The sequence below is a fragment of the Nonomuraea sp. NPDC005730 genome, from assembly GCF_040630865.1.
Classification (GTDB): Bacteria; Actinomycetota; Actinomycetes; order Streptosporangiales; family Streptosporangiaceae; genus Nonomuraea.
In genome coordinates, this window is sequence record NZ_JBEXYK010000104.1 from 1 (window position 1) to 20006 (window position 20006).

Annotated in this window: 21 protein-coding genes and 1 tRNA gene; 4 read left to right on the top strand and 18 right to left on the bottom strand. The window is 65.8% G+C overall.

All coding sequences use genetic code 11. The annotated features are described in order from the left end of the window. The 4 genes from ABZ444_RS49740 to ABZ444_RS49755 form a co-directional block, all read right to left on the bottom strand. On the bottom strand, positions 1–1996 hold a 1996-nt coding region (locus ABZ444_RS49740), incomplete at its 3' end, for a heavy metal translocating P-type ATPase (RefSeq protein ID WP_358011986.1). A 28-nt stretch (positions 1997–2024) separates the two neighbouring features. After that, the gene (locus tag ABZ444_RS49745) at positions 2025–3017 is read right to left on the bottom strand and encodes a hypothetical protein (RefSeq protein ID WP_358011989.1); all 993 of its coding nucleotides are present in this window, start codon (positions 3015–3017) and stop codon (positions 2025–2027) included. Further along, positions 3014–3226 carry a heavy-metal-associated domain-containing protein gene (locus ABZ444_RS49750; RefSeq protein ID WP_358011992.1) on the bottom strand — a complete coding sequence of 71 codons (213 nt, stop codon included), beginning with the start codon at positions 3224–3226 and terminating at the stop codon, positions 3014–3016. Before ABZ444_RS49750 ends, ABZ444_RS49745 begins: the two co-directional genes overlap by 4 nt. A gap of 565 nt (positions 3227–3791) precedes the next feature. After that, positions 3792–4067, bottom strand: coding sequence for a hypothetical protein (locus tag ABZ444_RS49755; RefSeq protein WP_358011994.1), 276 nt, complete (start codon positions 4065–4067; stop codon positions 3792–3794). A 74-nt stretch (positions 4068–4141) separates the two neighbouring features. Here ABZ444_RS49755 and ABZ444_RS49760 point away from each other — a divergent pair, with 74 nt between their 5' ends. The 3 genes from ABZ444_RS49760 to ABZ444_RS49770 all read left to right on the top strand — a co-directional run bounded on the left by ABZ444_RS49760 (position 4142) and on the right by ABZ444_RS49770 (position 5096). Next, positions 4142–4261, top strand: coding sequence for a DLW-39 family protein (locus ABZ444_RS49760; protein WP_013130296.1), 120 nt, complete (start codon positions 4142–4144; stop codon positions 4259–4261). Positions 4262–4276: 15 nt separating this feature from the next. Beyond that, positions 4277–5005, top strand: coding sequence for an HAD-IA family hydrolase (locus ABZ444_RS49765; protein ID WP_358011997.1), 729 nt, complete (start codon positions 4277–4279; stop codon positions 5003–5005). A gap of 15 nt (positions 5006–5020) precedes the next feature. After that, positions 5021–5096: transfer RNA gene (locus ABZ444_RS49770), tRNA-Ala, on the top strand. Between the two features lie 56 nt (positions 5097–5152). On the opposite strand, the gene ABZ444_RS49775 is transcribed toward ABZ444_RS49770, so the two are convergent. The 14 genes from ABZ444_RS49775 to ABZ444_RS49840 form a co-directional block, all read right to left on the bottom strand. Then, on the bottom strand, positions 5153–6292 hold the full coding sequence (locus ABZ444_RS49775) for a tyrosine-type recombinase/integrase (RefSeq protein WP_358012000.1): 1140 nt from the start codon (positions 6290–6292) through the stop codon (positions 5153–5155). Further along, a complete protein-coding gene (locus tag ABZ444_RS49780) occupies positions 6292–6507 on the bottom strand; it encodes a helix-turn-helix domain-containing protein (protein WP_358012002.1) in 216 nt (71 codons plus the stop codon). The genes ABZ444_RS49775 and ABZ444_RS49780 overlap by 1 nt, the downstream gene beginning before the upstream one ends. Next, positions 6507–8075, bottom strand: a complete 1569-nt coding sequence (locus ABZ444_RS49785) for a replication initiator (protein WP_358012005.1) — start codon at positions 8073–8075, stop codon at positions 6507–6509. Before ABZ444_RS49785 ends, ABZ444_RS49780 begins: the two co-directional genes overlap by 1 nt. Before the next feature lie 68 nt (positions 8076–8143). Continuing rightward, positions 8144–9652, bottom strand: coding sequence for an FtsK/SpoIIIE domain-containing protein (locus tag ABZ444_RS49790; RefSeq protein ID WP_358012007.1), 1509 nt, complete (start codon positions 9650–9652; stop codon positions 8144–8146). A gap of 1 nt (position 9653) precedes the next feature. Beyond that, positions 9654–9881, bottom strand: a complete 228-nt coding sequence (locus ABZ444_RS49795) for a hypothetical protein (protein ID WP_358012010.1) — start codon at positions 9879–9881, stop codon at positions 9654–9656. 32 nt (positions 9882–9913) lie between these two features. Further along, on the bottom strand, positions 9914–10324 hold the full coding sequence (locus ABZ444_RS49800; protein WP_358012012.1) for a plasmid replication, integration and excision activator: 411 nt from the start codon (positions 10322–10324) through the stop codon (positions 9914–9916). 519 nt (positions 10325–10843) lie between these two features. Further along, positions 10844–11674: an integrase gene (locus tag ABZ444_RS49805; protein ID WP_358012014.1), complete on the bottom strand. Its 831-nt coding sequence runs from the start codon at positions 11672–11674 to the stop codon at positions 10844–10846. A gap of 3 nt (positions 11675–11677) precedes the next feature. Continuing rightward, a complete protein-coding gene (locus ABZ444_RS49810) occupies positions 11678–12535 on the bottom strand; it encodes a sigma-70 family RNA polymerase sigma factor (RefSeq protein WP_358012017.1) in 858 nt (285 codons plus the stop codon). Positions 12536–12932: 397 nt separating this feature from the next. Beyond that, entirely contained in the window at positions 12933–13340 is a 408-nt protein-coding gene (locus ABZ444_RS49815; protein ID WP_358012020.1) for an ATP-binding protein, read from the bottom strand. 94 nt (positions 13341–13434) lie between these two features. Next, positions 13435–14277 (bottom strand): Scr1 family TA system antitoxin-like transcriptional regulator, encoded by an 843-nt coding sequence (locus tag ABZ444_RS49820; protein ID WP_358012022.1) that lies wholly within the window; start codon positions 14275–14277, stop codon positions 13435–13437. A 192-nt stretch (positions 14278–14469) separates the two neighbouring features. Further along, positions 14470–15297: a DUF4231 domain-containing protein gene (locus tag ABZ444_RS49825; protein WP_358012024.1), complete on the bottom strand. Its 828-nt coding sequence runs from the start codon at positions 15295–15297 to the stop codon at positions 14470–14472. Between the two features lie 814 nt (positions 15298–16111). Further along, positions 16112–16501, bottom strand: a complete 390-nt coding sequence (locus ABZ444_RS49830; RefSeq protein ID WP_358012026.1) for a hypothetical protein — start codon at positions 16499–16501, stop codon at positions 16112–16114. 48 nt (positions 16502–16549) lie between these two features. After that, a complete protein-coding gene (locus ABZ444_RS49835; RefSeq protein ID WP_358012028.1) occupies positions 16550–16912 on the bottom strand; it encodes a hypothetical protein in 363 nt (120 codons plus the stop codon). A gap of 1223 nt (positions 16913–18135) precedes the next feature. Continuing rightward, positions 18136–18501: a DUF2809 domain-containing protein gene (locus ABZ444_RS49840; RefSeq protein WP_355437769.1), complete on the bottom strand. Its 366-nt coding sequence runs from the start codon at positions 18499–18501 to the stop codon at positions 18136–18138. A 901-nt stretch (positions 18502–19402) separates the two neighbouring features. Between ABZ444_RS49840 and ABZ444_RS49845 the strand changes: the two genes are divergently transcribed. Further along, entirely contained in the window at positions 19403–19909 is a 507-nt protein-coding gene (locus tag ABZ444_RS49845) for a hypothetical protein (RefSeq protein WP_358012031.1), read from the top strand. Positions 19910–20006: the final 97 nt, after the last annotated feature.

The following is a 20006-nucleotide window of genomic DNA, read 5'->3' on the forward strand; positions in this document are numbered from 1 at the left end:
GGTCGGACGCCTCGATGGCGGCGTCGGTGCCGGTGCCCATGGCCAGGCCCAGGTCGGCCTGGGCGAGCGCGGCCGCGTCGTTGACGCCGTCGCCGGCCATCGCCACGACCTTCCCCTCCGACTGCAGCCGCTTGACCACGTCCACCTTGTCGGCGGGCAGCACCTCGGCGATCACCTCGTCGATGCCGACCTCGTCCGCGACCTGCCGGGCGACGGCCTCGTTGTCGCCGGTCAGCAGCACCGGGGTGAGGCCCAGCGTGCGCAGCCTGGCGATGGCCTCCGCACTGGTCTCCTTGACCACGTCGGACACCACCAGCAGCGCCCTGGCCTTGCCGTCCCAGCCGGCCGCGACCACCGTGCGGCCCTTGGCCTGCTCCTCCTCAAGGGTGGCCGCCAGGTCGGCGGGCAGGTGCTGCGACCACTCGGCCAGCAGCCTCGGCCGGCCCACCAGGACCGCGTGCCCGTCCACGATGCCCTGCACGCCGAGGCCCTCGACGTTGGCGAAGTCCTCCACGGTCGCGTCGGAGTTCGCCTCCCTGGCGATGGCCTGGGCGATCGGGTGCTCGGAGGCGTGCTCGATGGCGCCGGCCAGCCGCAGCACCTCCTCACGGCTCTCGCCCTCGGCCAGGTGCACGCCGACCAGCGTCATCTTGCCCTCGGTGACCGTGCCGGTCTTGTCCAGGACGATGGTGTCGATGCGGCGGGTGGACTCCAGCACCTCGGGGCCCTTGATCAGGATGCCGAGCTGTGCGCCCCGGCCGGTGCCGACCAGCAGCGCCGTGGGCGTGGCCAGGCCGAGCGCGCATGGGCAGGCGATGATCAGCACGGCCACCGCGGCGGTGAACGCGGCCCCCGCGCCGTTGCCGGTGCCGAGCCAGAAGCCCAGCGTGCCAAGGGCCAGCGCGATCACGATCGGCACGAAGATGCCCGACACGCGGTCGGCCAGCCGCTGCACCTCGGCCTTGCCCGTCTGAGCGTCCTCGACCAGCTTGGCCATCTGGGCGAGCTGCGTGTCCGCGCCGACCCGGGTGGCCCGCACCACCAGCCGGCCGCCCGCGTTGACGGTCGCGCCGGTGACGGCGTCGCCGGGACGCACCTCGACGGGCACGGACTCGCCGGTCAGCATCGAGGCGTCGACCGCGGAGGTGCCCTCCTCGATCACGCCGTCGGACGCGATCTTCTCACCCGGCCGCACGACGAACGTGTCGCCCGCCTTGAGCTGCTCGACCGGCACCCGCCGCCCGTCGGCCAGCTCGACGTCCTTGGCGCCCAGCTCCATCAGGGCCCGCAGCGCGGCCCCCGCCCGCCGCTTGGAACGCGACTCGAAGTAGCGCCCGGCCAGGATGAACGCGGTCACCCCCGCCGCGGCCTCCAGGTAGATGTTGCCCGAGCCGTCGGTGCGCTCGATGGTCAGCTCGAACGGGTGCGTCATGCCCGGCGTGCCCGCCGTGCCGAAGAACAGCGCCCACAACGACCAGCCGAGCGCGGCGATGGTGCCGATGGAGATCAGCGTGTCCATCGTGGCGGCGCCGTGGCGCAGGTTCGTCCAGGCGGCCTTGTGGAAGGGCCAGCCCGCGTAGACCACGACCGGCGCGGCCAGCACCAGCGACAACCACTGCCAGTTCGTGAATTGCAATGCCGGGACCATCGCCATCGCGATCACCGGCACGCTCAGCGTGACGGCGGCGATCAGCCGGTCGCGCAGCGGACGCAGCTCGTCGGCGGGCTCGGCCTGCCCGGCCTGCCCGGCCTGCTCTTCCCGCTCCCTGGCGACCGGGAGCGCGGCGGTGTACCCCGCCTTCTCCACCTCGCTGATCAGCGCCTGGGGGTCGAGCCCGTCGGGAAAGGTGACCTTCGCCTTCTCCGTCGCGTAGTTGACCGTCGCGGTCACGCCGTCAAGCTTGTTCAGCTTGCGCTCGATGCGGTTGGCGCAGGACGCGCACGTCATTCCGCCGATCGCGAGTTCGACGGCCTTTTCCTCAGTGAGGGAAGACATCACCTCTCCTTTCCCAACGTCTCGGTGTTCAGTGGCCGTGGGGGGCCGACGGTTCCGCGGCGGCCGCGTCGCCCTGCGTGGCGCGCACGGTGAAGTCCGCGGTACGGACCTCGTCCCCGTGCTTGAAGTCGAGGAACAGCCGGTAGTCGCCGATGCTCGGCACCTCGGCGTAGAAGGTGATCTGCGGACCGGCCTTCTCGCTCTGCTCCGGGTGCACGTGCAGGTAGGCCAGGTCACCGGCGCGGAGGGCGACCAGGTGGCCGTACGCGCCCAGGTAGGGCTGCAGGTCGGTGACCGGCTCGCCGTCCTTGCTCACCGTGAGGGTGAGCTTGCTCGCCCGCCCGGGGACCAGGTCTCCGTCGAGGCTCACAGTGTAGTCGCCGACCTTCGAGGAGCGGCTCGCCTCGGGCAGCGGCTTCGGCCGGTAGTCGCCGGCGGCCTGCACGTCGGCGCCGAGCGTCAGCTTCTCGCCGCCGGTCGGGGCGAAGTCGGCGAAGGCCCGGTACGCCCCCGCCTCCGGCAGCGTCAGCCCGACCGACCAGATGCCGTCGGGCGTCATCTCCGGATGCAGGTGGAGGAAGGTCGTCAGGTCGCGGGAGACCACGATGAAGTGCAGCTTCTTGTCGTGCTCGACCTGGTAGTCGGTCACCGGACGGCCGTTCGGGCCGGTCACCGCGAAGCGGAAGTCGGTGGCCTTGCCGGTCTCGATCGGGGTCAGCGGGTTGAGGGTGTATCCGTTCTGCGACACTTGCAGCCCCCCGGGGGTGTCACTGGACGCCTGCTCCGGCGCCTCGTGCTCCTGGCCCTCCTCGCCCTCTTGGCCCTTCAGGGCATCTTGGCCCTCGTGGCTCTCCTGGCCCTCGTGGCTCTCCTGGCTCTCCTGGCTCTTCGCCATGGCGGCGTGGCTCTGCGTCGGCGACTCCTCGGCCACCGGGCCGACCGCCCGGCCCACGCCCAGGGCCCCGCCGAAGACGACGGCGAGCCCCAGGGCGTAGGAGCCGAGTTTGGCGGCCGTGTTCATGACTGCCCGACCAGCTCGTATCCGGCTTCCTCGACCGCGGAGGCGATCTGGGACTCCTCGACCTGGCTCTCGCTGGACACGGTGAGCCGGCCGCTGGCCAGGTCGACCTCGACGCCGGTGACGCCGGCCACGCCGCCGACCTCCTCCTTCACCGAGCTCACGCAGTGGCCGCAGGTCATGCCCTTGACGGTGTAGGTGGCGGTGCTCATTACGGTCTCCTTCAACGTGGTTCAGGTTCCTACCGAATACTCTAACACGGTACCCCCCTAGGGTATTTCGGAGGGTGTGAGATTCAGCTCACGGTTTCGCGTACGGACGGCTTGGGCCTCAGCGTGGCAGTGTGCGTCGCACCGATGACGGCCACCACCGCGGTGCCCGGGAAGACGGTCCGGAACCGTCAGTGAGCCGGAGCCGGCCCTTCGACGCTGCTCCTCCGAGGTGTCCCCGGCCCGTCATGACAGCCGAGCCGACCTGGTAGGCCGTGACGCCCGACGCCCGACGCCCGACGCCCGACGCCCCGGACGTGGCGGACGTCATCGCCGGGAGGGGTGATGGTGCGCCGCCGACGTCCTGCACAGCTCCTGATGATCTTCATCTAGGTCTTCCCAGCTGCGGCGGCGATCATGGACCCGCCGATCAGCGCAACCCGTCCGGTGGCGAACACCCCGCGCGCCCCTAACGGGTCGGACGGCCGCCCCGCCCAGCGGCAGCAAGCCGTCGAAGCCCACGACGTGGGCGTTGAACACCCACCGCAGCCCGCCGGCCGAGGTCGCGTCACATCCCCGGCAACGCGACGCCGATGACGGACGCGTCCGTGATTCTCATGAACTGGGCGACGGTGGGCACGTAAGGTACCTGTGGGGGTATGCCGCGCGCGCAGGACGTCCGGATATTTGGCATGATCGGGATGTTGTCCGAAGTGATTGGCATGTTGCCCAGGACGGGATGGATACTGGCCGAGGTCGAAGGGGTGATCCAGGCCGAGCTGAAGGCTCGTTCTACGCACAAGCCGCACATCAGGTTCGTGCGCAACACAAGGAGCGCAGCCATCCCTTGCTAGGCTGCATGTCAACCGTTGGGTCTCACCCCGGCAGGTGAGACCGTCGAAGAAGTGGGGTCACACCGTGAAGAAGCTGCTCGTTCTGGCGCTGGTCGCCCTTGGGGGATTGCTGATCTGGCGTAAGGTGCAGGCCGACCGCGCCGAGCTCGATCTCTGGACCGAGGCGACCGGCAGCGAGAACTAACCGACCGGCGAGGCGATGAGTGACGTCGTCCCCATCGAGCTGGCGTGCCTGGACCTGGCAGGCACCACAGTCGGTGACATCGCCATGGTCGAGCGCGCCTTCGCCGAGGCGATCGCCACCCAGGGCATAGTGCCCGGGACCGGAGCGTACGCGCGTGCCATGGTTCACGTGCACCGGTCCCGGGGCTGTCCCAAGATCGATGTCTTCCGGGGCATCTTCCCCGGCAACGAGGCCCAGGCCCAGGCGGCGAACCTGACGTTCGAGCGCTCCTACGAGGGTGCGCTGGAACGTGCCGGACTGGAGCCCGTGCCCGGGGTCCTGGAGGTGCTCGACAAACTCCGCGGCACCGGGATCAAGCTCGCCCTGATCACCGGGTTCAGCCGTACCACGCTCAGCCGCGTGCTCGGCGTCCTCGGCTGGCACGACAAGGTCGACCTGGCCATCTCCCCGGAGGACGCGGGCGGCCGCGGCCGTCCCTGGCCGGACATGGTCCTGCACGCCGTGCTGCGACTCGGCGTGCAGGACGTACGGCACGTGGCGGTCGTCGGCGACTCGGAGAGCGACATGCTCTGCGGGCGCCGGGCCGGTGCCTCCGTGGTGGCGGGGGTGATGACCGGCGTGCACAGCAGAGAACGGTTGCTCAAGGGCGGCGCCACGCACATCCTGGACTCCCTCGCGGACTTCCCAGGCCTGGTGCTGAGCGACGACCTCGGGACGACGCGGGTGGCTTCCCCGGCCCGGTAAGCTATCTTCGTCGAAGGGGCCTTAGCTCAGTTGGCAGAGCGCCTGCTTTGCAAGCAGGATGTCAGGAGTTCGAATCTCCTAGGCTCCACCAGCCAAAACGCCGCTTCTCTGATCATGAGAAGCGGCGTTCGTGCCATTAACGTGCCATTAGCCTTTGGCGATCTTCTTTTGTTCGGCTTCTACGCGAGCGCTCAGCGCGTCGGCGATTCTCTGGTCCGCGTCGCGGGTGGCGTGCTGGTAGATCAGCGCCGCGCGGTCGCTGTCGTGTCCCATGCGTGCCTTGAGGTCGGCCAGGCTGGCCCCTGACTGGGCGGCGAGGGTGTTGCCGGTGTGCCGGAGGTCGTGGAAGTGCAGGCCCTGTACGCCCATCTCCTTGAGCGCTTCCGCCCACTTGGCCTCTCGTCGGAAGTTGCCACCCCTGAGGAAGGCCCCGCGCTTGCCGAGGAAGACGAAGGCGTCGTCCTGTGGGGCGACGTAGGTGGCCAGGTGTTCGGTCAGTACGGGGATGATGGCTGCCGGGATGCTCACCCTTCGGCGTCCTGCTCGTGACTTGAGCGGCCCCAGGCGCATTTCGCCGCCGTCGAGTTCGATGAGCTGTTCTCGTACGTCCACGGTTCGGGCTTCGAGATCGATGTTGTTGCGGCGGAGGGCCGTCACTTCTCCCCAGCGCAGGCTGGCGAACGTGGCCAGCAGGACCAGGGCCTTGAAGCGCCGGTCCGCCATCCGGTCGGCCAGCTCGAAGACCTGGGTGACTGTCAGGACTGGGCGTTCCTGCGTGTGCTCGTTGTCGGCGCCTCTGATGCGGCATGGGTTGCGCGCGATCAGCTTGTCCTCCTCGACGGCCGTCATCAGTACGGCCCTCAGCAGGCGGTATGCCTTCGCGGTCGTGGAGACCGAGACGCCCTTGTCGAGGAGGCCGGCCCGCCAGGAGCGGATCAGTGGCGTGGTCAGTTTGCCGACCGCGACTCCGCCGAGGCCGGGGATGAGGTGCCGTTCCAGCAGCCATGAGTACAGCTCCACGGTCTTGGGGCGTAGGCCGGGACGCTCCTTGAGCCACGTACGCGCGTAGTCGCCGAGGAGCACCTTGCCGTGGTCAGGGTCCGTCCAGTCCCCTGAGATCATCTGGGCTTCGATGAGCGTGAGCGCCCGGTCGGCGTCCGTCCTGGTGGCGTAGGTCGTCGAGCCGGTGTGCATCCTGCCGTCAGGGCCGGGATAGCGGATCTGGAAGCGTCCGGAAGGCAGCTTGCGGATGTTGCCGAAACGCCGGTGGCCGTCCTTGTTCGGCATCAGGCAGCCCTCCCTGCTGACGATGTTGCATCGGCCGCCCGCATGGGCTCGACGGTCCCGGCGATGACGTAGGCGATCAGGGCGGACTCTCGTATCCGGACGGGCCGGCCGAGCTTGACGAACTCGATGCGGCGTTCGGCGATCAGCCGCCGGACGAACCTAGGGGAGGTGTTGAGGAGTTCTGCTGCCTCCTCGACGTTGAGAAGCTTGTCCATCACGCTGCCTCCTCTCCGGTTGCCGAAAGATCTTGTCCGTTGGCTCTGGCTTCGAGTTCGCGCAGGTGGGCGCGCCAGCGCTGGCGTTCTGCGACGCTGCGCAGCAGACGCATGCCGGCCGGGGCGACGTCCGGGTCTCCCGGTCTGACCGGTCGCCAGACGTAGCGGTGCGGGTCGGTCGGCTCGTCGGCCTGACCGAGGGCTTCCAGGACCCAGGTGCGGCGGTCCTGCTTGTGTTCGGCGAGCGTCTTGTTCGACCACTTGCGGGAGACCAGGACGCGGCGTCCGGCGTAGCCGAGGTGTTCGGGCTTGTGGGCCTTGCTGCGGCACCGGCCCGGAGTCATGCCCGGCTTGGCTCCCTTGGGCTGGACGCCGTACCGGAGCCAGTTCGGGCAGGTCGGTGAGCACGGCTCGTAGCGCAGCGCCTCGACGAAGCGGGCGATGTGGTGCCGCTGCGCCGGGTTGTCGAGACCTTCGCCGAGGCTCTTCGTGAGGTACTTGGACAGGTAGCGGATGCACTGGTCGCTGTCGGGAGTGCCTGCCAATACGCCCTTGACGTCCACCTGGGCGCCGAAGCGGATCAGGTGCAGGGGCTTGGCGTCTTCGTCGGTCTCGAGTTGGTCGAGGGCCTGGTCCCAGGTGGGCAGGACCTCGCCAGTGTCGGGGTCGAGGTAGCCGGCCTCTTCCTCCCAGACGGGCAGGTGCTCACCCTCGAAGCGCACCTCGTCGGCCTGTGGCCACCAGACCTGGTGGTAGGTGGCTGCGGCGATCTGCTTGACCTCCGACCTGGGTAGCGTTCCGCGGATTGCCATGTGGAGATGTGGGGCCAGCCGCTTCTGCGGCTCCACCGTGGCGAAGTACTGGACGTCATAGCCCGCCACGCGGCGAAGGTTCTGCACGAACCGGTCGACCAGCTTGGAGAAGTGCAGGGCGTCGCGGGCCGCGCGTCGGTAGTCGTATGTCTCCGGATCGACCGGGACCCCGTCGCGGACCCTTCCGTATGAGGGCAGGGTCAGGGTGACGAACAGGGAGGGGCGGTAGACCTTGCCGTCGCCCGCATCGAAAGTGCGCCCAAGGGTGGTGCTGGCCATCTTGCGCTTGGGCAGGTCCGGAGCGTCCTGCCGCCGTCTCGTCGAGCGGACGCGCTTGGGTGCCGTCCGGCCCACGACCTTGCCGCGCATGCCTGCCGCGTTGATCTCTTCGTCGAGGCCAGCGAGGACGGCGTCCCAGTCGCGGGTCTCCTCGCCCACACGTTCGGCCGCGTCTCGTCGTGCCTGCATGTCAGCCCGGAACTCGACGAGCCAGCGCTGTTCCTCGGTGGCCGCATCGGGGCTTACGACAGGCTCTTCGGTAAGGTGCCAGCCTTCACGGCACTGCGCCATCCGGAGCTGCCGGTTGCGCTTGGCGCAGGAAGGACACTTGCGCTCCAGCGTCGCCCCGCACGGGACGTCAATGACATCCTCCTTGCCTGTGACCAGGTCGAGCCGCCGCAGGGCAACAGGACGGATGCAGACGCCGTTGAGCTTGGCGACCTCTTCGGCGACCTCACGGGCGAGCGGTTGCGCCATCCGGATCTTCCGAGGAACGGAGCGGTGGGTCGCTGCTTTCCCGGTCTCCGTCGGGTGCTGTGGACTGTTCAATGGGCCTCCTCTCCGTACGCGGTGACCATGTCGCGGATGTCCTCGTCGGAGACGTAGGCCGCGCGGACCCGCAGAGGGTCGGGCGAGGTCTCCAGTCGGACGTAGCCGACGCCAGCGCCCACCTCGGGCCTGGGGGAGATCTGGTCGGCCAGCGCTCCCCGGTCACGGGCGCCGTCGCCGAGGACCATGTCCACCTGTTCCGACTCGTCCAGGCGGAGAGCGATCTTGTCGGGGAACAGGTTGCGGATGCTCATGACCTCCTTGCGGGGGTCCTGGAGCGCCGCGAGGATTCCGACGCCGACCGCTCGGCCTTGAGTGGTGAGCGTGGCCAGTGCTGCGGAGATGCGGCGTCGTAGCTCTTTGTCATGCTGGTAGGCGGTGAGGAACGCCACCTCGTCGACGACGACCAGGACGAACGGGTCCTCCACAGTGGGCGTGTGCGACCTGCGGTGACCGGCGAAGCGAGCTGCCCGGGACTGCATGACCTTGACGGCGTCGTCGAGCAGGTCCGCGCAGTCGCCGGGGTCAGCGGCGTATCGGGAGCCGAATAGCGCGCGGCCGAAGGACAGCTCCATCAGCTTGGGGTCGAGCGCCCAGATCTCGACCAGCCCTGCCCGTACGGCCGGGAGCAGTCCACGGATCGCGGACCAGATGATCGACCCCTTGCCGGCCCCAGTGGCACCGGCAACCAGGACGTGAGTGCCATGCACCTTGAGCAGCCACGGTTGCCCGTCCTCCTGCTTGCCGATCTCAACCGGCCCGACCGAGGCGGCATCGGGAATCGGAACGGCAGGCAGGGGAGTGGCGAGCGGATCGCTACGCGGAAAGGTGAGCTGTAGCCGGCCACCCTCTATGACTGAGATGCGGCAGGAACTCGCGCCGAACCCGCAGGCGAGGTTGTCCGTACGGTCGGCCCAGTCCTTGACGGCCTGGCCGGAGAGCATGCGGACTGTCACCAGGTCGGCCCATGAGGTGCAGGTGACCTTGCCCAGCTTGGGGAGGTAGTCGCGTCCTCGGATGTGCCTGCCGAGGCCGGAGACGATCATCACCGGTTGCCAGTGTCGCCGGTACACCGAGACCAGCCGCCACCAGGCGACGAGCCGCCAGCCAATCCAGCGCATGAAGGTCGGCCGGTCGAGCATGCCCCAGCTGGTGATCCCGACGAGGGCCGGAGTGACAAGGAGCAGTGCGGTCCGCCAGCCGTACAGCACCGACAGGGCGCACGGGACCGTGACGACCAGCACGGCGACCGGGTGCCGCCACACGGTGAGAACCAGGCTCACCACGGCGCGCCAGCCGAGGACGATGAAGGTGATGATCGCAGGTGTCTTGACGACGGCGGGCTTGAACACGACCGCCGTGTCCGGGGTGGTGGAAACGATGCGGGACGGCTCTTCGCCGGGCATCTTCTTGAACATTAGGCTGGAGTCCTTCCAAGCATGTGGAGTGTGTGGAAGACCGAGGGGCCGCCGGAAGTAGCCGCTTCCTGCGGCCCCGTCTTGCATGTCAGGCCGTCACGCCGCGCCGGTGGATGCGCTCGATGCACCTGGCGAAGTCCTGGGCCTGTCGGGCGAGCTTGCGCGCGAACTCGACGTCTGCGGCCGTGACCTTGTCTGTCGAGCCCGTGGTGACCTGTATCTGAACGAGTCCGAAGGCCAGAGCCAGGACGGGTGTCCGCAGCGGGTAGGCGTGGTTCTTCGCATCGGCGCCGGAGCCGGTGTTGAGGGTGATCACGCCTGTTGGGCGTGCCTGTACTCGCCGCCCCATCAGGCAGCGTCCTTCGTGGTGGCAGGCTTGCCCACCGGCCGGGGAGCTCGCATCTCTCGGACCCGGATCGAGTAGGCGAGCCGTCCGTTGCCGTTGACGTACGGGGTGACCGTCATCTGGTCGAACTCGACCGGGGTGAACGGCAGCCCCGGCATCGCGGGCAGGGGAGCCGGCTGAACCGGGCTGAGGATCTTCACCGCCAGCGTCTTCTGTGCGGCCTTGAGTGACGGGTCCGCGTCCATGACCGAGACCTGCCAGACCAGCTCAGCGGTCTGCTTGTCTCGCGCCTGCACGAAGCGCCCGTTCGTCGAAGCGTCGAAGTCCTTGACCGGCTCGACGTCTCCGACGATGTAGCAGCCGTACGGGAAGACCATGTCGAACGTCACGGGGATCGGTCCCTGAAGTGCCATCGTCCACCACCTCCTTCGTCTACCCCTCTAGACAGTTGCGATCGGCTCGCCTTGTGGAGCTGTCTAGGGGGCTATGCAGAGGACGATAGCCAGAGTCTCCCCAAACTGTCTAGGGGGGTAAACGCTAATGGGCATGTTTTCGGAATGACGATCGGAGTGCGGCGGTGAAATGGCCGAAATTACCGCGATGTCCATTGGTCTTGAGCTGGGATTATGCCCGTTGTGTCTTGTGTTGAGGCAGCTCTCCGTAAATGACAGAAAGGTGCGCCATTAATGGTGCTTCGTGGGCCTAGCCGTAGCCAGCAGCATGTCGTCGAGGATGCCGAACAAGCCTATGCAGAGGGGCGGCAGGTCTTCGTCGCCCGATTCAGCGCCCCTCTGGACAGGGCGCCGCAAGGCAGAAGCCTCCCCGTGATCAGTTCGATCATCGAGGCGATCGAGGCTCAGGGGTGGCACTTGGAGCACATGGCCACCAGCGTTCTGGTGGCCGCCCTCAACCGCCACGACAACGTCACATGCCTATTCCGTCGAAGTGAATGAGACGTGAGCGGCGGTGGCGTCGTCGTAGGTCTTGCCGCGCGGCCAGCGTTCGCCGTGCGGGTCTGAGTGTTCGGCGGCCCGGACTTGGGAGATGAGGTTCGCCGGCCCGTGCTGGTCGAGTGTGTCCAGGGCTTCGCGCCAGGTGGCCAGGTGGAAGCGGTCGACGAGGCGGGATGCGCCGTCACTGAGCAGGGAGGCTGCGCGTACTCGGTCGGCGGGCATGTTGCCGGTGAGGGCCTGGTCCGCGGCGAGGGGGTCGGTGGCGGCGACCCAGAAGCCGCCGTCGCGGTTGCGGTAGGAGCGCAGGGTCTCGACGTAGCGCCGGTGGGCCGAGACGTGTGCGTCGCTACCGGAGTCGAGGGCGTCCATCTCTGCTCTGTAGCGGGCGCCTACCCGGGCTTCCCGGTCGTCGCAGATGACCGTCGGGTCCGGGGTGCCGATGACGTCCAGAACGAGGACGGAGTCGGCCAGGACGAGCCATTCGATCAGCTCGTTTCTGCGGCGGAGCATGATGACGGTGGCCGAGGGGGAACCGGGGTGATTCAGGTCGCAGGTGTCGTCGTGGAGTGAGCTGACCGCCTTGATCGCCCCGGCTAGCAGTTCTGGCAGAGGGGCGGGACTCTGGCTGATCGAGGCGATGAGGGTGGAGCCGAGGGTGCGGGAGTACCAGGCTACGCCGTGAGAGCAGCCCGAGTCGGAGCCAGGCGGTGTGCCTGCGCCGTCGAGGAGGAGGGCGGCGTCCGGGATGGCGGCGACAAAGTCCTCGTTCGGCCGGCCCGGGGCTGCTTGGGTGGCGAAGGTGACCCGCACGGCTTACTCCTCTTCGTGCCGGTAGAGCGGGCTCGCCAACTCGGCCTTGATGGGCTCACCTGTTGACGGGTCGTACTCGACGCTGACCACCGTGGAGAAGCGCTTGTCGCCGACCTGTCCCCACAGGGTCGCGATCTCGGTCTGGAGGAGCTGCACCACACCGAGCGAGCCTTGGGGGTGGATGCCAGTGAAGATGAGCAGGTTGCCGTTGTTGTCCGGCCGTGCGAGCCGCCCGAGGTAGGCGTAGTCGACGGGCCGGGCCGGTTCGCTGTCGGAGCCAGAACGATAGATCATGTCGGTACGAGTGTCGTGCAGCGTCCACACGTCGTCCTTGACCCACTTCAGAACTGGGTCGGATTCGTACAGCGCCCCTGTGACAGGGGAGAGGCGAGGGCCGCAGAGAACCATGAGGTTCGGCCGGTTGAGGTTGAGTTCGCCATTGAGCGGGACGTGTTCCAGCTCCATCGCCAGGTCGAAGCCGCGGACGAGGTCTTCCAGGCGCTTGGCGGCGGTGACGTCCTCCATCGCGACCACGGGACGGGCGTTGTTCGCCTCACGCTTGAGCGGGATGGCCAGAGTGACGGTGCCCGTTCCGAGGAAGGCGCCCTCAGGGGCCGGCCCGGTGTGGCGGATCTGGTGGATGCGTCCCCGGGTGAGCCCGGCTTCCTTGGCGATCTGCGCGTACGACAAGCCCTGAGCGTGGAGGTCCTGGATTACGCGGCGACGCAGCCGGGCCAGCTCGGTGACCTCTTGCTGTGCGGCATTGAGGCGTTCGGTCGCGACCCGCAGCAGTTGGAACGGGTCTTCGATCGCGGCAATGCGATCCACGTCGCTCGGCGGCACAGGTCCCCCCTTGATCACTGCACGTGAGTCTAGGCCCCTAGACGGTTTGCCGTCTATCCCCCTCGACAGAACAAAGTGTAGTGGTTCGCCGGTTTTGGAACTGACTGCACGAATCGCTGATCGCCGGTTAGGGACGCCTCTCGGGCTCATCGTGCCAGGCCCGTGAGCAGTGCGTGCCACATCGCGCGGGCTTGGGCGAGCCGTACTCGGCGGGTCTCCGCCACGACTAGGTCTTCGCCTTGGGTGACGCGCCGAACGAAGCCCAGCCCGCCGGCTTCGCACAGCTCGTAGTAGACGCTTCGGCAGGCGCAGGTCCAGTCGGTAACGCGGCACGGTTCATCCCGCCGAGACGGATGCCAGGTGAGCTTTGCGCAGGCGCCTTGTGGCAACGGTACGTGCGGCGACAGGCAGGGGTTCATGAGCAGGAAGCCGTCTGTGGCTGGTACCGCAACACCGCCCAGACCGTCCGCCCACCGTCATCACCCCAGACGCCCCAGTCGAGCGCCAGAGCGGAGACGAGCAGCAGGCCACGCCCACCTTCCGCTCCCATGGACGGGCAGAAGACCGCTGGGGAGGACGGCCCTCCCTCGTCGAGGACGCCGAGCCAAAGCCGGTCCGGATGAGCTTGGACGGTGACCAAGAACCGGCCACCGAAGCGTCCGCTCGCGGAGTGCCGTATCGCGTTCGTGGCCAGCTCGCTGACGACGAGCTCAGCCTCGGCGATGGTCGGGGAACCTTGCAGGAGCGCGGTGACGAAGCGCCGTGCTTCCGTGATGGATGGGGCGGAGCCGAGGAAGTAGCGGGAGAAGCGCCAAGCCGACATGAAGGAGCTCCGTCGTCTAGGGGGCTATACATCGGATGGCGTCAGAGTATGAGCGACTCTAGAAGTACCTCAAGCTATTCGACGCATAAATGCGTCACTTCTCAAGCCGCTTGACCAGCTCCCGGTAGTCATCGGCGATGGTTCGCAGTAGTTCGCGAAGTTCGTCCCCGTAGATAGCCACGCCGGCGAACGCCTCGAACGTCTGGAGATGAGCGGCCAGCTCCCCGGGATCGGTCAGCGTCAGATCCCCGGTCAAGCTCTCCACCACGCTCACAGCCCCGTCATAGATCGTGAACCCATGCAGCGGAAACGCCGGCACCTGCACCGACCACGGCACGACCCCAAGCTTCACATGCGAGAGCGTGGACACCTGAGCTAACCGATCAAGCTGCGCCAGCATCAACGATGGCGGCCCCGGCCACGTCCGCACAGCACCTTCGGTCAGCACAAAGGAGAACTCGCGACCGGCATCGAAGAGCACGACCTGAGCCTCGACCCGCACAGCCGCCGCCTTGGCGACATCGCTCTCCTCGACGTCACGTCCTACTGCCAGCGCCAGACGCGCGTACTCCGCCGTCTGCAAGAGAGTCGGAATCACGGCCGCTTGGAAGCATGCAAGTTGCTGGCCCGTTCTCAGCCGTGCAGAGTTCGCTGCCTCACGGCCAGCGAGCCCACCCTTCAACTGGGAGATCTCTTCACGAAGCCGAAGAAGAAGAGCATCGAGCTCAGCCCGACCAGCACCCTCCAAGCCGAGCGCATCGATCAGGCGCTCCACTGTCTCGGGCGTCGGAAGCAGCTGCCCGGTCTCAATCCGAGAGATCGTAGGCTGCGCCACCTGCGCCCGCACTGCAAGATCCTTACCAGTGAGACCGGCCTCTCGCCGAAGCCTCCGCAGCAACTCGCCCAGCGCCCTCAACCGATCCCGCCGCTCATCCACAGGAAGCGTTCTACCACCAGCCTCGCTCGAAGCGTCGACAGATGCACGGATGAGCAATATCTACACGCAGCCCAAACCGGTGCCCGCTGGGTAGCGTGTGGCCGGACAGGGCCTGACGGACGGCCTTCTTAGTTCTAGCTTGAGACCGAGACAGAGTTGATCACGTTCGTGATGGCAAACCACACTGGTCCACTATTGCTGACTTGTGGAATCTCGGCCGTCCGATGGCTGGTCGAGATTTTGTTCTCTCTGCCTTTGTTCGGCTTTGATTCTTTCAGCTTCCTCAACAAAATCGGCAAGCGCTTCCTCTGGCTTTAGCCGCTTGTAGCGGCCTATGCCTAGGTCGTAAATACTCCATTCATGCTCCAGTGCATCAGCTGTTTGCTGAAGATAGAACCCTCTGTCTTTAAATTTGAAGTACCCGGTAAAGCCTGCCGATATGCCAACTAGAAATGTCGCGACAACGGTGGCCCACCGGAAGCTTTCTTGCTCAACAGCAAGGCTGCTCATAGAGGCGGCGAACAGGGAGCCCACAATAACAAGCGATTGAAACACATTGTTGATTCTTCTATAGCGCCTACTGTCTCGCCTGAAAGATTCAATATCCCGATTGGTGTCATCTTTATAGATGGATCGACGCTGGGAAAGCGTCAGCATGAGGTTGATTGCCATAAATCTCTTGCGCTCACGTAGAACGGATAGGTCGAGCTCGACGTCCCCCACTAGCTTGAGGGCCTCGATGTTCCCGGCTCTACGGTTGGCGTAATAAGTGATCGCGCCGCCAATGAGCAGAATATCTATCGGGATCGCAATGGCGTTGATTAGCATCATGTCAAACTTGCCGTATGTCGCCGCAGTGGATATGTAGATTGCGAAGAACAGAGTGGGGCCGAGCACAAGGCCAATCTGAAATGCTAGTCGCTGTCTCTTAGTGCGTTGCAACTCGAGTTCCTTTAGGAGAATATCGCGATTAATCTCCAAAAGCTGCTCGACGGGACCTGTATATTCTGGCGCTGCCACTGGTCGAACCTCCCTAGTCTCGAATGGAAGTACTTCATTCTTTGGGGTCGATGTATGGGTAGGGTCAATAATGGCTCGAATTAAAACGAAGGTTACAGCTGCACCAAGACTTATCTGTGCGAATAGCCCGAGATGATCCGGTGACATAAAAGTTCGACAGACATCTAATGTCGACTCGGCATAGCTGATTGTCGATGCAAACTCTTGAGTCAATCTCCCGCTCGATGTCTGCGTGCAATTTGCGACCGTATTGCCAGCCCCATCGACAGTCTCGCCTCGCCATCAAGGAATATTCAAGTCACATCTTAATTGGCTGCTCATCTCGCCAGTTCTTTACTTCAACGACTCTGGACGTGTGTATGTCTCGTTCCTTCTCTTATCGCACAAGCAGAAAGAAGTGTTACCTGGCGCAACTCTTGCCAACAGGCGGGTGCCCGCCTGGCTGAGGTGACATCGTCACTGATCGGATGTCACTGATCGGAGCACTGCCGAATTGCTCTCATATAGATCAAGCGGCGGCGCGGCGCGCCGCCGTACCCCCGGCCCTCCGCCCGCCCCCCGTCCGGGCGTGCGGCCTGGGGGCCGGTCCCGGACGACGGCGGGGCACCGGGCCGGGCACCGCACGCCACCCCCGCCGTACGGACCGAACGCTCCGACCAGGGTTGCCGCGCCGCCTTACAAATGCAGCCCTACGATCGCCACTGCATGGCTGGCCACCATACGTGCTTGGGGGCGATCGACGATCCAGGGTTCGTTCCTCACCCTGGCTCATCGGAGGACGTGGCTGATCTCTGCCGATCAGGCAAGACGACGCTTATCGCTTCAGATGCGGATCGTGCTCATGTCGAACCGGCTCGGGCTGGGCGCGGCACCAGTCCACGACGCGGTACGTGATGCGGTCGAAGGGGGTGTCATCGGTGAGGGGGTGTTCGAAGTCGGCCAGGCGATCCAGGTCCATGGCCAATTCCGCCATGGTCTGCTCGGTGAACAGCCCTGAGCTGGTGAGAGTCTCGCGTAGGTAGGCCAGGAGACGTTCATGGTGCTCGTCCCAGTTGATGTTGCCGTTGCGCTGTGCCTCGTCTCGGAGCTTCTCGACTGCACGCAACAGCTCGCCTTGGACGGTGTGCGCCTGGCCTCGGCGTAGTACATGGGTCTGCCAGATCCTGCGCGCATCAGCGGCATATGACGCGTCCATGGCGGCCACCGTACAACCATGCCGCGGGGGCGGCCTCCAGCTCTGGGGTTTTCTCGGTCAGGGGTGGTGAGGCTTGCGGGCTCGCCGGCTGATGCCAAGGCAAGCGACCAAACGCGATGCGTCGGGAGCTAGGAAGAGCTGAAAGTAGTAGGCGGGCTCTGTGCTTTTGACGATGCCCAGGATGAGGTGCTGCAGTCCGCAGGCGCTGAGCTGCGCGACCGCTTCCTCGAAGCCGAGGGATGGGATCTCTAGCCGGTGGGTGAGACGTGCGCGACGCTGGTAAGTCTTGGTCAGTTGGAGCGCCTCGACCGGGTCCGGCCATATCTCGAAGTCGGCTTCAGTTGCGAGCGCCCGACGGCACGCATGGCCCGCTTCTCCTCCTGCGCTGTCGAGGAGTTGAATGAGCGTCTCTCTATCCACGAGGGCAGCGTACGCACAGCGCGGTCCCTCGGGCGCAGCTAGCCGCAGGGCAAGAGACTGTCCAGCGCGAGGCTGTACCGTCACGGATGACCACCGGCCTGTATCTACCCGAGACAAGCCGATGAGGTGCTGACGGCGACTGGATGCCCAAGGTCGCCGAAGAGTCGCATCGCGTTGAGGCGAGCAGGCGGCGGCCCTGATCGTCGTGCCATTAGCGTGCCATTAAGGGCGGTCAGCAGCGGTCAGTCACGGTCACTCGGGGAGCGTCGGCGGTGCAGGTCGAGGCCGTTGCGTTGGAAGATCAGGCCGTTTTGCAAGCAGGATGTCAGGAGTTCGAATCTCCTAGGCTCCACCGCAGGTGAAAGGCCACTACCCGTGATCGGGAAGTGGCCTTTTCGATCTTGTACAGCTGAGAAGTACAGCTACGACATCAACTGTTCTTCACCACACGCTCGCTGTGCTCCTGTGGGATCGGGAAGCCGTAGTTTTGTGAGATCTCCTTGAGGGCCGAGATGCATGCCGACTGCACCGGCTCGTAGTCCGCATACCTGAACTTCACGCTCGCGTACGGCTCGTTGGGACACGGACCACGCCCCGAAGTCGTCCATGCCAGGCATAGAGGCCCTTGTGTCCCTCTGTGCCTGGGGTGTGATTCTCCGCCTCTTAGGGCTTCACCCAGACAACGACATGTGCCATGACAGCGACCCTATGGGCGCTTGTGCCTTCGTGCAGCTTCGTGCACCAAGAGTTGCTTGGGGCAAACGGCCGGCTACTGGCTACAGCGGAGACAGGCATGGTCTCCCCAGGGCAACGCTGCTGGGATGCTTTCGTATGGCCTGGAGTGCAACACGTCACCCATGACACGCAGCGGCACAGGCGCTCGTTATCCGGTCTGGATCCGACCCCTTACAGCGCATGGATCGGCGTGCTCTGGTCGAGTGGCTCCCCGGCTGGTACCCCCACCCAATATCTGCGACGTACCTCAGACAAATGATGGGATCAAGCCCGTTCGTAACAAACTTCTTGAGGGTGCCGAAAGGTGGACATCGGAGATTCTGGTAGATGGCCACGTAATCTCTTGATCCTGCCGTTTCTGCCGCAGCTCCTGGAAGGGCGACAATGACTGACCGCGATCAAGAAGAACGCGACGCGCCGGCTTGTCCTGAGATACAGCGGTCCTGCTTTGCGACGGCTGGCCGTGCCGGTGGGGTGGCGTTCGAGAGTCAGCCGGTCTGATCATCGGATCGGACCAAGCGGCGTTCCCAGGCCAGGGCTGCGACCACACCGATGGCATAGGCGACCAGGTCCCATGGGTCGGGGAACGCGCCGACCAGGACACCGCCGATGCCCGGCGGGGTCATGCCGACTATTTGGTAGAACTCGACGGCGGCGGCGATCGCGGCCGTGGCCAGGGTGCGGCGTGCGGCGGTGGTGCGCCACAACAGCCCCAAGAACGCGTAGACCAGCATGGTGGCGCCGACGTCGCTCACGTAGCCGCGGATGAATGGTTGTCCCGGGCCCCGGTAGAAGAGGACGAACGCGCCGATGGCGAGGGCGACGCCACCCAGAAGGACCATGGCGCGGCGCATGAGATTGACATCTTCTCCGAATCTCAACGATCAGGACGAACCTGATCATAGAGCTCGTCACCTATGGCGGCATGCTCATTGCGTCAGGTCGGCGACCGCGGTGGAGTGCCATGGCGACGGCATGCCAGCACGCTGGAACGTAGTGACGATTCATCCGCAATGAGACCCGACCAGATGAAACAGGGGGTTACGGTGCGCTCAGCACCGTCTCGATGACCGCGCCATGGCCGATCCAGCCAGGCCCCGCACCGCTTGATCTCATCGCCGATACCCTCATCCCACATCCTCGCCCAGCCACCAGTCCGCTCCTCGGCTCCGCCCCGGAGCACGATGTTGTCCGGCGTGTAATCCAACTGCCCAACCACAGGGCCGACCTCACTCCGTCGAAACCACCCTGGCGTGTCCGCCCACCTGATCCGGCATGGGTTGCGCTTGATGACCTGGTCGTCCACAGCTGTGGACAGGATGGCCTTCAGTAGTCGGTACGCATTGGCGGATCCCTATGGTTGAAGCACTGCCGAATTGTGCTCATAGAGATAGACCAAGCGGCGGCGCGCCGCGCCGCCGAACAGCGGCCCGTCGCTTGCCCGCCGCCCGGGCATGCGGCGTGGGGGCCGGTCCCGGACGGCAGCAGCACGGGCCGCCAGGCCGACCGTGGCGCCCGCCGCACCGAGCAAGCTCGCCGACCCGAGCGTCACGCCGCCACACGAATGCAGCCCTACGATCGCCGCGTGTGGGCTGGCCTCTGTCGTCGGCGGGGCGGTCGACGATGCGGTGCTTCGTTCCTCAGCGCCGGCTCACCGGATAGCGGCCGCCTCCCGTACTTCCAGGCGCATCCCCGTGCCCCTAGCCTGTCATCAGCCCGATTCACGATCATGCCCTCGTCCACAGGAGCGCACGCATGAGCGCCATGCACGACTACTACCGCGCCCCCGATCGCGCCACCGCAACCTGGCGGCCATCTCAATTACGGGCACCAGCCAAACCCCTCCCTGACGCTCCAGCGTTCGATGTCGTGGAAACCAAGTGGATCGATCCCACCGGATGCCTCGGCGACCTCGTGGCTGTCATCAAGGGCGTCCCCTACTCCAATGACCTGGTCGAGACCATCACCTTGTACCCGCTGCCCGAAGGAGCGCCAAAGACCGAAGACGAATGGCTGGCCCTGCCGGAGGACTCCCCCTATCGAGAGGGGCCCGAGATCGAGGAACTATCGGTGAGCGCACGGGACATACTCGCCGAGGTCGATGATGCCCGACTACCCGAAGTTGCCCAGCAATGGATGAATGAACATCCCTCCAGCCTCGACGGTGACCACGTGCTCGACCTGGTCAAGGAGTTCGTCGCGCTGGCGCGGAGAGCCAAGGAGAGCGACCAACTGCTCTACTGCTGGTGGATCCCCGGCTAGCCGCAATGCCGGTTAGTTAGGGCTGGGGCTGGATCGTCTAGCCCTGCGGTGATCAAGACATGAGAACGGAGATCCGGTAGAACGGGTGATCTTCCCA

Bases quoted from the DNA above. Each gene is read 5' to 3' on its own strand.
- ABZ444_RS49800 (WP_358012012.1), bottom strand. From the start codon at position 10,324: ATGGCACTTCAGGGACCGATCCCCGTGACGTTCGACATGGTCTTCCCG.
- ABZ444_RS49755 (WP_358011994.1), bottom strand. From the start codon at position 4,067: ATGGCTGCGCTCCTTGTGTTGCGCACGAACCTGATGTGCGGCTTGTGC.
- ABZ444_RS49785 (WP_358012005.1), bottom strand. From the start codon at position 8,075: ATGGCGCAACCGCTCGCCCGTGAGGTCGCCGAAGAGGTCGCCAAGCTC.
- ABZ444_RS49815 (WP_358012020.1), bottom strand. From the start codon at position 13,340: ATGTCGGCTTGGCGCTTCTCCCGCTACTTCCTCGGCTCCGCCCCATCC.
- ABZ444_RS49745 (WP_358011989.1), bottom strand. From the start codon at position 3,017: ATGAACACGGCCGCCAAACTCGGCTCCTACGCCCTGGGGCTCGCCGTC.
- ABZ444_RS49845 (WP_358012031.1), top strand. From the start codon at position 19,403: ATGAGCGCCATGCACGACTACTACCGCGCCCCCGATCGCGCCACCGCA.
- ABZ444_RS49790 (WP_358012007.1), bottom strand. From the start codon at position 9,652: ATGCAAGACGGGGCCGCAGGAAGCGGCTACTTCCGGCGGCCCCTCGGT.
- ABZ444_RS49780 (WP_358012002.1), bottom strand. From the start codon at position 6,507: ATGGACAAGCTTCTCAACGTCGAGGAGGCAGCAGAACTCCTCAACACC.
- ABZ444_RS49775 (WP_358012000.1), bottom strand. From the start codon at position 6,292: ATGCCGAACAAGGACGGCCACCGGCGTTTCGGCAACATCCGCAAGCTG.
- ABZ444_RS49750 (WP_358011992.1), bottom strand. From the start codon at position 3,226: ATGAGCACCGCCACCTACACCGTCAAGGGCATGACCTGCGGCCACTGC.
- ABZ444_RS49765 (WP_358011997.1), top strand. From the start codon at position 4,277: ATGAGTGACGTCGTCCCCATCGAGCTGGCGTGCCTGGACCTGGCAGGC.
- ABZ444_RS49840 (WP_355437769.1), bottom strand. From the start codon at position 18,501: ATGCGCCGCGCCATGGTCCTTCTGGGTGGCGTCGCCCTCGCCATCGGC.